We start from the raw sequence: 11861 nt of genomic DNA, 5'->3' as shown, positions 1-11861 counted from the left end.
GCGCCGGCGGATCACGCTGGGGGTGGCCGGGGTCGCCCTCGTCGCCGCCATAGGGGGTGGCGCCTGGCTCGCCACGTCGGGGGACGACGCCGGCGCGACCCCCCAGGACACGGAGACCTCGGCACCGGCCGCACCGTGAGCGAACGGGCCGACCCCGCCGCCCGCTGAAGGGCTGAGCGCCGACCCGCTCCCTGAGCGCCCGAAGGGCTGGGCGCCGGCCCGTCCGGTGTCCGAGGACGGGGCCGGCCGGGGCGAAGCCGCAATCCCGGGGCCACAACCCCGGAGAAGGCCGGTACGAGAGGGCTCCCCCCACTCCGGCCGACCTCACTTGGCGGAGCCGTTACGCTGGGGGGCGTGGCAGTCGTCGATGTATCCGAAGAGCTCAAGTCCCTCTCCTCGACCATGGAGTCGATCGAGGCCGTCCTGGACCTCGACAGGCTGAGGGCGGACATCGCCGCGCTCGAGGAGCAGGCGGCGGCACCGTCCCTGTGGGACGACCCCGAAGCAGCGCAGAAGATCACCAGCAAGCTGAGTCACCTCCAGGCGGAGGTGCGCAAGGCCGAGGCGCTCCGCGGGCGCATCGACGATCTCAGTGTGCTCTTCGAGATGGCCGAGGAGGAGGACGACCCGGACACCCGTGCCGAGGCCGAGACCGAGCTCGTCGCCGTCAAGAAGGCGCTGGACGAGATGGAGGTCCGCACGCTGCTCTCCGGCGAGTACGACTCCCGCGAGGCCCTCGTCAACATCCGTGCCGAGGCCGGTGGCGTGGACGCCGCGGACTTCGCCGAGAAGCTCCAGCGGATGTACCTGCGGTGGGCCGAGCAGCACGGGTACAAGACGGAGATCTACGAGACCTCGTACGCGGAGGAGGCCGGCATCAAGTCGACCACCTTCGCCGTCCAGGTCCCGTACGCGTACGGGACGCTCTCGGTCGAGCAGGGCACGCACCGGCTGGTGCGCATCTCGCCTTTCGACAACCAGGGACGCCGGCAGACGTCGTTCGCCGGTGTGGAGGTGCTGCCCGTCGTGGAGCAGACCGACCACATCGAGATCGACGAGTCCGAGCTGCGGGTGGACGTGTACCGCTCGTCCGGCCCCGGCGGCCAGGGCGTCAACACGACCGACTCCGCGGTGCGGCTGACCCACCTCCCCACCGGCATCGTCGTGTCCTGCCAGAACGAGCGGTCGCAGATCCAGAACAAGGCGTCCGCGATGAACGTGCTCCAGGCCAAGCTGCTGGAGCGGCGCCGCCAGGAGGAGCAGGCCGCGATGGACGCGCTCAAGGGCGACGGCGGCAACTCCTGGGGCAACCAGATGCGTTCGTACGTCCTGCACCCGTACCAGATGGTCAAGGACCTGCGCACCGAGTGCGAAGTCGGAAACCCCGAGGCCGTTTTCAACGGTGAGATCGACGGATTCCTCGAGGCCGGAATTCGCTGGCGCAAGCAGCAGGAGAAGTAAGCGACATTTGCGCACATCGCTTTGTCGACAGGGCAACTGCAGTCCATCGGACGGCAGTTGCCCTTTGTGTAGGGCGATGTCTGGGTTTTACGTCACACTCACAAGTCGCTGCACCGGTCAAAAGAGCGTGATCTGGACATCGCGGTCGCAACGACCTTGACGTTGCTTTGAAAAGTGGGAATGGTAACGCGTGGCATGCGTATTTCTGGGGCGCATGTGAAACCGGGAGCTTCCACTGAGCCATCCCCGACGACGCTGCCCCGGACGCTGCACCACTGACGATGAGCTACTGGGGGTAGCAACCAGATGACCAAGAAGACCCGGATCCGGATCGCGCGGATAGTCGCCGGCGCGGTGATCGCCGGCGGTGCCTCGCTGACGGCCGCCGGTGCCGCTTCGGCGCTCGATGTCGGTGTCAACGTGGGCGGCCTGAACGTCGGCGCCAGCGTCGACGAGAGCGGTGTCGGCGTCGGCATCGGTGTCGAGGACCCGACGACCCCGGCCCCGACTCCCACCGAGCCGACCGAAGAGCCGACGGTGATCCCGACGGACCCGCCCACCACCGAGCCGACCGAGCCCACGGAGGAGCCCACCGAGCCCACCGAGGAGCCGACCGACGAGCCCACCGACGAGCCGACCAGTCCCGGCAACGGCGGTGGCAACGGCGGCAACGGCGGCGGCAACGACACCGACCCCGACGGCGGCTCCAAGCCCGTCGAGCAGGGTGCGGGCAAGGAGAGCCTGACCGACACCGGTTCGGACACCTCCGCCCAGGGCACCGGCGGCGAGCTGGCCGAGACCGGCGCCGCCGAGAACGTCACGTTCCTGCTGATCGGCGCCGCCACGATGATCGCCGGCGGCATCGGCTTCCGTATGCTGCCCCGCCTCATGAACGGCCGCGGCGCCGCTGCCTGACGCAGCTCGCGGGCGGCCCGGGTGTGAGAGCACATGAGGACGCGAGAAGGGCCCGGAGCCATCGGCTCCGGGCCCTTCTCTCATGCCTGTCCGTCTGTCTGTGGTGTCCGTCTCCTGTGCGCCCTCGTCGTGTCCGGGCCGTGCCCGTCACCCTCTGAGGCGCGGGTCCCCTACGCGGTCTGGTGGGCCAGCAGGGCGACCGCCGCGATCAGCACGGCGAGCAGCGCGATCAGCGCCATGGGGTTGAGGCCTCCGAAGGGGCCCTCCTGCTGCAGTCGCGCGCGGTTCGCGCGGCAGACGGGGCAGCGGCCTTCGTTCACGGGCGCGGCGCAGTTCGCGCACACCAGCCGGTCGTACGTCATGCGCTCGCCCTCCTTGCACCGGTTCCCACGTACACAACGCCCTCGGGAACGGATACGTTCCCCCTCCACTGTGCCAGGTTCCTCCGGAGGGCGCGCGGGTTCCCTTGCGGGGGACGGGCAGGGGGCCCTGCGCGGGGCGGCGGGGCGGTCCCACGCCCTCCCGGGGCACCGCCCGCATTTCTCCCTCGGATGCTGCCCGGGTACAAAAGCACACAACCCTCAAGCAACCCGTCTCGGCGCCTGCGGCGGTGTACCCGGGTCGCGTATGGTCACGCTCATCTACTCCCGACGGCCTGTGGTGCATCCGTGATCCGATTCGACAACGTCTCCAAGGTCTACGCCAAGCAGACCCACCCCGCTCTGAGGGATGTCTCCCTGGAGGTCGAGCGCGGCGAGTTCGTGTTCCTGGTGGGATCCTCCGGCTCCGGAAAGTCCACCTTCCTGCGGCTGATCCTGCGCGAGGAGCGGGCCAGCCACGGCCAGGTGCACGTACTGGGCAAGGACCTCGCGCGCATCTCCAACTGGAAGGTGCCGCAGATGCGCCGCCAGCTGGGGACCGTGTTCCAGGACTTCCGTCTCCTGCCCAACAAGACGGTCGCCGAGAACGTCGCCTTCGCGCAGGAAGTGATCGGCAAGTCGAAGGGCGAGATCCGCAAGTCCGTGCCGCAGGTGCTCGACCTCGTCGGCCTCGGCGGCAAGGAGGACCGGATGCCCGGCGAGCTGTCCGGCGGTGAGCAGCAGCGGGTGGCCATCGCGAGAGCGTTCGTGAACCGGCCCAAGCTGCTGATCGCGGACGAGCCCACCGGAAACCTGGACCCGCAGACCTCCGTCGGCATCATGAAGCTGCTCGACCGGATCAACCGGACCGGCACCACCGTCGTGATGGCGACGCACGACCAGAACATCGTGGACCAGATGCGCAAGCGCGTCATCGAGCTGGAGAAGGGCCGACTAGTCCGCGACCAGGCGCGCGGCGTGTACGGCTACCAGCACTGACCGCGACCTCCCCGAACTCCCGGCTCCGCCGCCGGGAGCAGGGGGAGGACCCCCACGCATCCGTCACGGAAAGGCCTGAGAAGACGCCATGCGCGCCCAGTTCGTTCTGTCGGAGATCGGTGTCGGTCTCCGCCGCAACCTGACGATGACCTTCGCGGTCGTCGTCTCCGTCGCCCTCTCCCTCGCCCTGTTCGGCGGCTCGCTCCTGATGAGCGACCAGGTGAACTCGATGAAGGGGTACTGGTACGACAAGGTCAACGTCTCGATCTTCCTCTGCAACAAGAGCGACGCGGAGTCCGACCCCAACTGTGCCAAGGGGGCGATCACCAGCGAGCAGCGGAAGCAGATCCAGACCGACCTGGACAAGATGCCGGTCGTCGACAACGTCACGCACGAGACGAGCGACGAGGCCTACAAGCACTACAAGGAGCAGTTCGGCGACTCCCCGCTGGCCGCCTCGCTCACTCCGGACCAGATGCAGGAGTCCTTCCGCGTCAAGCTGACCGACCCGGAGAAGTACAAGGTCATCGCGACCGCCTTCGACGGTCGGGACGGCGTGCAGTCCGTCCAGGACCAGAAGGGCATCCTCGACAACCTCTTCGAGCTGCTCAACGGCATGAACTGGGCGGCGCGGGCGCTGATGGCGATGATGCTCGTCGTCGCGCTGATGCTGATCGTCAACACGGTGCGTGTCTCCGCGTTCAGCCGTCGGCGTGAGACCGGGATCATGCGTCTGGTGGGAGCCTCCGGCTTCTACATCCAGGCGCCGTTCATCATGGAGGCCGCCGTCGCCGGACTGATCGGCGGTGGTGTCGCCTGCGCCTTCCTGCTGATCGCCCGGTACTTCATGATCGACCACGGCTTGGCCCTGTCCGAGAAGCTGAACCTGATCGACTTCATCGGCTGGGACGCCGTTCTCACGAAGCTGCCGCTCATCCTCGCCACGAGCCTCCTGATGCCGGCGCTGGCCGCGTTCTTCGCGTTGCGCAAGTACTTGAAGGTGTGACGCATGCCAAAAGGGCCGTACCGGCATCCGCCGGTACGGCCCTTCCCGTTGTCCTAGACTCACCGGCATGTCAGGCCGTGACCTGTTCTGTCAGCCCCGCCGCATCGGCCGCGGGGCGGCCCTGACGTTGGTCTTCGCGAGTGTCCTCGCGGCGGGCGCCGCGACCGGCTCGTTCGACACCCCCGGCCGGAAATCCGCCCCGGCGTCGGCCCGTACCGCCCAGGCCGGTCATCAGGAGGACGTCGCCGACGCCGCCGCCGAGGCGATGGCCGACGGCAAGTCGCCCGTGGAGGCCGCCGAGCGGGCGGTCAGCCGGAGCGGCGACCGCTGGGGCGCGGTCTACTCCCGGGGCGAGTACGAGGAGTTCGAGGAAGCCCTCGACGGCCAGTACACCGGCGTCGGCCTGTGGGCCCGGCGTGAGCGGGACGGGCGGATCGAGGTGACGAGGGTCCAGTCAGGCTCGCCCGCCCAGGCCGCCGGGATCCGCAAGGGCGACCGGCTGCGCAGTGTCGACGGCCGCCGTGTCGACGGCAGGCCCGTCACAGAGGTCGTGTCCTTACTGAGGGGTGACGCCACCGACGCCGACGCAGGCACCACCGTCGCCCTCGGGCTGGAGCGCGGCACGCACGCGTGGCGCGAGACCCTGCGCCGGGCGCGGCTGTCCACCGACTCCGTGAGCGTGCGCGAGCTCCCCGGCGGGGTCACCGTGATCAAGGTCGCCGCCTTCACCAAGGGCTCGGGGGACCTCGTACGGACCGCCGTGGCCGACGCGCCCGTGGACGCGGGGATCGTCCTGGACCTGCGGGGCAACTCGGGCGGCCTGGTCACCGAGGCCGTCACCGCCGCCTCCGCCTTCCTCGACGGCGGACTCGTGGCCACGTACGACGTGAACGGTTCCCAGCGGGCCCTGCACGCCGATCCCGGCGGCGACACCACCAGCCCGCTCGTCACGCTCGTCGACGGCGGCACGATGAGCGCGGCCGAGCTCCTCACGGGCGGACTGCAGGACCGTGGCCGTGCGGTCGTCGTGGGCTCCAGGACCTTCGGCAAGGGCTCGGTCCAGATGCCGAGCCGGCTGCCCGACGGCTCCGTCGCCGAACTGACCGTCGGGCACTACCGCACTCCCTCCGGGCGCACCGTGGACGGCCGTGGCATCACCCCCGACCTGGAGGCCGAGTCGGGCGCGCTGGAGCGGGCCGAGACGGTGCTGAGCGGGCTCGGGGACCCCTCCTAGCAGGCAGGGCGCGGCCTCCGCGGCCGGTGCCCCGCGGCCCTCGTAATCGGCTTTCCCTCGGACCCCTCTCTAGTGCGAAAATGGCCAGCACTATGAGCAAGGGCATGTACGTACCGAAGGAATCCCAGCCGAAGCAGGGCGGTGGAGCCCAGAGCAAGGCCAAGGACGGCAAGCGCAAGATCGTCGCGCAGAACAAGAAGGCCCGGCACGACTACGCGATCATCGACGTCTACGAGGCGGGACTCGTGCTCACCGGCACGGAGGTCAAGTCGCTGCGCCAGGGGCGGGCCTCGCTGGCCGACGGCTTCGTCCAGATCGACGGGAACGAGGCGTGGCTGCACAACGCCCACATCCCCGAGTACAGCCAGGGCAGCTGGACCAACCACTCCGCGCGCCGCAAGCGCAAGCTGCTCCTGCACCGCGAGGAGATCGACAAGCTGGCGGTGAAGTCAGAGGAGACGGGTCACACGATCGTGCCTCTCGTCCTGTACTTCAAGGACGGCCGCGCGAAGGCCGAGATCGCGCTCGCCCGGGGCAAGAAGGAGTACGACAAGCGGCAGACGCTGCGCGAGAAGCAGGACCGGCGGGAGTCGGACCGGGCGATCGCGGCGGTCAAGCGCAAGCAGCGCGGCGAGTAGGGCGGGCGGCCGCCGGGAATACGGTGGCATCGGCGTGCGTTGGTCACGTACGATGGCACTGCACCTCACAGCGGGTGCGCGCGCCCTCCTCGGAGGGTTTTGAAAAAACAACATGGGGATGATCGGTTTCGACAGCGGCTGTCGAAGCAGGGGAAGCGAGCCGAGGAAGCGGCAATGATCTCGTTAACCATATGTCGCAACCAATAATCGCCAATTCCAAGAGCGATTCCCAGTCCTTCGCCCTCGCTGCTTAATAACCAGTGAGTGAAGGACCCTAAATGGGTGTCAGCCCGGGGGTGTTCCCGACCCGGATCCTGGCATAATCAAGGGAACTAAACCGTCGAGCCCGGTCACGGGGCTCGATGGGAAATCAAACAGTGACTGAGCCCGTCGGAGACTTGTTCGCGTGATCTCCGGGGCTGAGAAAATCTAAGCGAACTGCGCTCGGAGAAGCCCTGATTCTGCACCGTTGGACGCGGGTTCGATTCCCGCCATCTCCACATCCCATGTGGGCAAAGGCCCCGCTGCCACGGCAGCGGGGCCTTTGTCATGCGCCGGGGCGTCCGGCACCGGTACCGGCCACCCGCGCGGGCACCCTGTGCGAAAGCCGGGTCTTGATGGATGCTGCCGTGGCATGAGACGACTCGGAAAACCCAAGAGATCTCACGACTCCCGCAGGCACCCGTGGACCTGGGCCGTCGTCCTGGGCATGCTCGCCGCCGGGCTCGGCTGGAGCGCGCCGGCCGGGGCGGACGCGGGCAGCAGCGGACTGCCGGAGGCCATCGACAGCATCCTCGGGGACAGCCGGATGGAGGGCGGGGCGGCGAGCGTCGTCATCGCCGACGCCACCACCGGTGACGTGCTCCACCAGCGCGGGCCCACCTCGCGGCTGATGCCCGCCTCCAACACCAAGCTGCCCACCTCGGCAGCCGCGATGGAGATCCTCGGACCGGACCACACGTTCACGACGGACGTCCTGACGACCGGACGCCGGCACGGCTCCGTCCTGGCCGGCGACCTGTATCTGCGCGGCACCGGCGACCCGACCGCCCTCGCCGAGGACTACGACGCACTCGCCGCACGCGTCGCGGAATCGGGCGTCACCCGCGTCAGCGGACGGCTCCTCGCCGACGACACCCGTTTCGACAGCAGCCGCCTCGGCCGCTCCTGGGCCGCCGACGACGAGTCCTCGTACTACTCGGCGCAGATCAGCGCACTGAGCGTCGCGCCGGACACCGACTACGACACCGGGTCGGTGATCGTGCGGGTCGCACCCGGAGCGGCGGCGGGCGACAAGCCCCGCGCGACCGTCACCCCGAAGACCGGATACGTCGACATCGACATCCGGGCCACGACCGTCGCCGCGGGCGGGGCGAACGACCTCACCGTCGAGCGGGAGCACGGCACCAACACGATCGTCGTCAGCGGTACGACACCGGTCGGCGGCTCCGGAGCCGAGGAATGGGTGAGCGTGTGGGAGCCCACCGGCTACGCGGCGGCCGTGTTCCGCGACGCGCTCACCGCGCACGGGGTGAAGGTCACCGGACCGACCCGTCTCGGGCGCGCCACGCCCGCGTCGGCGCGGCGGCTCGCCTCGCACGCCTCCATGCCGCTGAAGGACCTGCTGATCCCGTTCATGAAGCTGTCGAACAACATGCACGCGGAGATCCTCACCAAGGCCATGGGCCACAAGGTCTCCGGAAAGGGGAGCTGGAGTGCCGGGCTCGCCGCCGTCAGCGGATACGTGAAGGGCGTGGGCGTCGACACGGGCAAGCTGCGGCAGGTCGACGGCTCGGGGCTCTCCCGCATGAACAACTTCCCCGCCAAGCAGTTCGCCGAACTGCTGCTCGCGGTACGGGCCGAGCCCTGGTACGCCGACTGGTACACGTCCCTGCCGGTGGCCTGCGCCCCCGACCGCTTCGTGGGCGGCACGCTGCGCTCCAGGATGTGCGGGACACCCGCGGCGCTCAACGCCCGGGGAAAGACCGGGTCGTTGACGGGGGCGTCCGCGCTCTCCGGGTACGTGAGGGACGCCGACGGACGGGAACTGGTCTACAGCGTCGTGCTCAACAACTACCTCGCCTCGTCCGTGAAACCGCTGGAGGACGCGATCGTGGTGACGCTGGCGCGCTCCACGGCCGACGACACCGTCCCGGTGAAGCCGGGCAGCGCGCGGGGCGCCGAGCGGGACGGGGACCTGGAGTGCTCGTGGCGCAAGCCGGCGGAGTGCTGAGCACGTGAGCAACTGAGCGCGGCGGCCCGGGGCGGCTCCTCGACGCCCCGGGCCGCCGCCGCGGGACCACCGGTCAGCGGATCGTGAACGTCGACAGCCGCATGCCGTCCCCCAGGACCAGGTACACGTCCTGGCGTCCCTTCGCGGCGGCCGACAGCTGGGCGCTCACCTCGGCGTACGTGTATTTCGACCCCGTCCCGGACACCGAGGCCGTACCGGCGAGCGTGCCGGTGGGCGAGCCGAGCCGGATCTCCACCTTCCCGCCCGCGCCGGCCACCCGGGCGCCGAACCGCGCCGCGCCAAAGCCCAGCCGGGAGTCGGCGAACTTCAGCCAGGCACCCTCACGCGAGGCTCCCACGGCGGTGCCCCGCGCCCTGGACTCGTCCACCAGGCGCACCCCCTCGTAGTCGTCGAAGTTCTCCGCCCGGGTCACCCGGGACAGATCACGCGCCGGAATCGTCTCCCCGCGCACCTTCAGCGCCGCGCGGGAGCGGATGTCCCCGGAGGAGGCACCCACGAGGACGTCGTACGTGCCGCTCTCCACCACCCACCGGGAGCGGGTCACGTCCCAGTGCGCGAGGTCCTTCTCCCGCAGCTTCAGCCGTACCGTCCGCGTCTCTCCCGGCTTCAGCGACACCCGCTGGAACGCCTCCAGCTGCTTCAGCGGCTGCTTGTCCCGGGAGACCCGCTGGTGGGTGTAGAGCTGCACGACCTCGTCCCCGGCACGGCGGCCCGTGTTCGTCACCGCGACCTCGTAGCCGCCGTCGACATGCTGCAGGCGCCCGTAGCGGAACGAGGAGTACGAGAGCCCGTGGCCGAAGTCGTACAGCGGATCGCCCCTGAAGTACTGGTAGGTGCGGTCGTGCTTGATGTTGTCGTACTCCAGGACGGAGGGCAGGTCGGCCTCCGAGCGGTACCAGGTCTGGGTGAGCCGCCCGGCCGGGTTCACGTCACCGAAGAGGACGTCGGCGAGGGCGTTGCCGGTCTCCTGGCCCGCGTGCGTGGTCCACAGCAGGGCCGGGACCTCCTTCTGCAGAGTGCCCAGGGTGGTCGGATAGCTGTTCTCGACGACCACGACGGTGTTCGGGTTGGCCTTGCGCACCGCCTTGGCCAGGGCCTCCTGGGACGGCGCGAGGCCCATGTCCTCACGGTCGTCGTTCTCGCGTCCGTTGATCGCGGGCATCGAACCGACCACCACGACCGCCGCGTCCTTGCCCCGCGCCGCCGCCACGGCCTCCTCGGTGCCGCTGCGGACCACGTCCTTCGTGTAGCGGGCGGCCTGTGACTTCCCGACCAGGCCGAGGGTGCCGTCGGAGCCGGTGGGGCCGAGGTAGACCGGGTTCGACCACCAGGGCTCGCGGGTCTCGTAGCCGGCGTACCGCAGCAGGTACCCGCCGTCGTCCTGCTCCTCCAGCGCGAACTGCTGCTGGACGAACCAGCCGTTCGGCTGGGCCTGGTCGTTGACGAAGTCCGACCAGTTGTAGCCCACGTACTTGCCGTTGGCGGCCGAGCGCAGCGTCACGATGCCGGCGCCCCAGTCGAAGACGTCGAACTGCGCGGCCGTCCCCGCGGCGGTGCCTTCCTTCAGCGCCTCGCCGTCGGCGTCCGTCCCCGCCGTGACGTACCCGCCGCTCTCCGCGTTCCGCAGCGTGATCCGGTCCACGCCCTCGCTGCCCGCCACGGACGTGCCGAGCCTCGCGGCGATGCCCTCCTTCGGGGTGACCGCGTACGGGAGCGTGCCCGAGTACCAGTCGGTGTAGAGGGTGTCGGCGAGGGGGCCGACGACGGCCACGTCCTTCCCGGACGCCTTCAGCGGCAGGGCGCCGCCGGAGTTCTTCAGCAGCACCGCCGCGTCGGCCGCCGCCTTCCGGGCGAGCCTGCGGTGCGCCGGGCTGTTCACGACCGACTTGTCGATGGCACCGTACTTCCCGCCGCCCGGGTCGAACTCCCCGAGCCGGACCCGGACGTCGAGGATGTGCCCGGCCGCCGTGTCGATGTCCGACTCCTTCAACCGGCCCTCGGAGAGCGCCGACCTGACGGCCGTGGTCGTCGGCAGGGCGTTCGTGTCGTCGGTGGTGAAGCTGTCGATGCCCGCCTTCAGCGCGGCCGCGTTCCCCTCGGCCAGGGTGTCGTAGTACTTCTGACTGCCGGTGCCGGTCAGGTTGTTGGGCGCGTAGGCGTCCGTGACGTTCATCAGGCCGTACGAGGTCCAGTCGCGCACCTCGTCGAGCGCCGGGTTCACCGTGGCCGGGCGGCCGTTGACGAGGTTGTACGCGGACATCACGCCCGTCGCCGCGTCCGCCTCGATCGCCGGCCTGAACGCCTGCTCCTCGTACTCCTTGAGCACGCGCGGGCGCAGGTCGGAGGACGTGGTCGTGCGGTCGGCCTCGTTGTTGTTGCCGAGGAAGTGCTTGAGCGTGGGGGCCGTCTTCAGGTGGTCGGGATCGCCGCCGGTGAGGCCGAGGCCGTACGCGGTCGCCATCGAGCTCGTGAGGTACGGGTCCTCGGAGTACCCCTCCTCGTTGCGGCCCCAGCGCGGGTCGCGCAGCGGGTTGACGACGGGCGCCCACAGGTTGAGGCCCCAGCCGGCCGGACGCTCCTGCTGGAAGCCGCGTGCCTCGTCGCCGACCGCCGAGCCGACCTTGCGGATCAGGGCCGGGTCCCAGGTGGACGCGAGGCCGACGGCCTGCGGGAAGACGGTGGTCTCGCCGAGCCAGGCGACGCCGTGCAGGGCCTCGGTGCCGGTCTTGAACGACCGGATGCCGAGCCGGGGGATCGCGGGCTGCCACTGGTGGAGCAGGGACACCTTCTCGTCGAGGGTGAGCCGCGACAGGAGGTCGTCCACGCGTGCGTGGGCCGTGAGCCGGGGATCCCGGAAGGGGTACGAGGTGTCGTCGGCCCCCGCCGGTACGGCGGCGCCGAGGCCGGCGATCAGGGCCGGCGCCAGGACGAGTGCGGTTCTGCGTCCTGCGCGTCTCGCGGGTGCTCTCTTGCCTTTCACGTCAGGCTCCTTCGG

General features: G+C 69.9%; 9 protein-coding genes and 1 other RNA gene. 8 read left to right on the top strand and 2 right to left on the bottom strand.

Annotation, left to right across the window (positions count from 1 at the left end):
- Positions 1 to 354 precede the first annotated feature (354 nt).
- Both prfB and KUF83_RS05795 read left to right on the top strand, forming a co-directional pair.
- A complete protein-coding gene (gene prfB, locus KUF83_RS05800) occupies positions 355 to 1461 on the top strand; it encodes a peptide chain release factor 2 (protein WP_217453456.1) in 1107 nt (368 codons plus the stop codon).
- A gap of 306 nt (positions 1462 to 1767) precedes the next feature.
- Complete coding sequence (locus tag KUF83_RS05795) at positions 1768 to 2376, top strand: LPXTG cell wall anchor domain-containing protein (protein WP_217453455.1); 609 nt, start codon at positions 1768 to 1770, stop codon at positions 2374 to 2376.
- A gap of 170 nt (positions 2377 to 2546) precedes the next feature.
- On the opposite strand, the gene KUF83_RS05790 is transcribed toward KUF83_RS05795, so the two are convergent.
- Positions 2547 to 2738 carry a hypothetical protein gene (locus tag KUF83_RS05790; RefSeq protein WP_217453454.1) on the bottom strand — a complete coding sequence of 64 codons (192 nt, stop codon included), beginning with the start codon at positions 2736 to 2738 and terminating at the stop codon, positions 2547 to 2549.
- A gap of 306 nt (positions 2739 to 3044) precedes the next feature.
- Between KUF83_RS05790 and ftsE the strand changes: the two genes are divergently transcribed.
- The 6 genes from ftsE (at position 3045) to dacB (ending at position 8845) form a co-directional block, all read left to right on the top strand.
- The gene (gene ftsE, locus KUF83_RS05785; RefSeq protein WP_107015900.1) at positions 3045 to 3734 is read left to right on the top strand and encodes a cell division ATP-binding protein FtsE; all 690 of its coding nucleotides are present in this window, start codon (positions 3045 to 3047) and stop codon (positions 3732 to 3734) included.
- An 88-nt stretch (positions 3735 to 3822) separates the two neighbouring features.
- Positions 3823 to 4740 carry a permease-like cell division protein FtsX gene (ftsX, locus tag KUF83_RS05780; RefSeq protein WP_217453453.1) on the top strand — a complete coding sequence of 306 codons (918 nt, stop codon included), beginning with the start codon at positions 3823 to 3825 and terminating at the stop codon, positions 4738 to 4740.
- Between the two features lie 67 nt (positions 4741 to 4807).
- The gene (locus KUF83_RS05775; protein ID WP_217453452.1) at positions 4808 to 5974 is read left to right on the top strand and encodes a S41 family peptidase; all 1167 of its coding nucleotides are present in this window, start codon (positions 4808 to 4810) and stop codon (positions 5972 to 5974) included.
- 104 nt (positions 5975 to 6078) lie between these two features.
- Positions 6079 to 6612, top strand: a complete 534-nt coding sequence (gene smpB, locus KUF83_RS05770; protein WP_217453460.1) for an SsrA-binding protein SmpB — start codon at positions 6079 to 6081, stop codon at positions 6610 to 6612.
- Positions 6613 to 6726: 114 nt separating this feature from the next.
- Positions 6727 to 7115: a transfer-messenger RNA gene (gene ssrA / locus KUF83_RS05765) on the top strand.
- A gap of 131 nt (positions 7116 to 7246) precedes the next feature.
- Positions 7247 to 8845 carry a D-alanyl-D-alanine carboxypeptidase/D-alanyl-D-alanine-endopeptidase gene (dacB, locus tag KUF83_RS05760; RefSeq protein ID WP_217453451.1) on the top strand — a complete coding sequence of 533 codons (1599 nt, stop codon included), beginning with the start codon at positions 7247 to 7249 and terminating at the stop codon, positions 8843 to 8845.
- A 73-nt stretch (positions 8846 to 8918) separates the two neighbouring features.
- Here the strand turns inward: dacB and KUF83_RS05755 are convergent, their stop codons facing one another.
- Positions 8919 to 11846 carry a glycoside hydrolase family 3 C-terminal domain-containing protein gene (locus KUF83_RS05755; protein ID WP_308402918.1) on the bottom strand — a complete coding sequence of 976 codons (2928 nt, stop codon included), beginning with the start codon at positions 11844 to 11846 and terminating at the stop codon, positions 8919 to 8921.
- Positions 11847 to 11861: the final 15 nt, after the last annotated feature.

It is taken from the genome of Streptomyces sp. BV286 (assembly GCF_019090165.1).
Classification (GTDB): Bacteria; Actinomycetota; Actinomycetes; order Streptomycetales; family Streptomycetaceae; genus Streptomyces.
The sequence above is the reverse complement of the archived record's forward strand: the minus strand, read 5'-3'. Positions and strand labels throughout refer to the sequence as shown.

Coding starts and splice junctions, on each gene's coding strand:
- KUF83_RS05775 (WP_217453452.1), top strand. CDS start 4,808: ATGTCAGGCCGTGACCTGTTCTGTCAGCCCCGCCGCATCGGCCGCGGG.
- ftsX (WP_217453453.1), top strand. CDS start 3,823: ATGCGCGCCCAGTTCGTTCTGTCGGAGATCGGTGTCGGTCTCCGCCGC.
- KUF83_RS05790 (WP_217453454.1), bottom strand. CDS start 2,738: ATGACGTACGACCGGCTGGTGTGCGCGAACTGCGCCGCGCCCGTGAAC.
- dacB (WP_217453451.1), top strand. CDS start 7,247: ATGAGACGACTCGGAAAACCCAAGAGATCTCACGACTCCCGCAGGCAC.
- KUF83_RS05795 (WP_217453455.1), top strand. CDS start 1,768: ATGACCAAGAAGACCCGGATCCGGATCGCGCGGATAGTCGCCGGCGCG.
- smpB (WP_217453460.1), top strand. CDS start 6,079: ATGTACGTACCGAAGGAATCCCAGCCGAAGCAGGGCGGTGGAGCCCAG.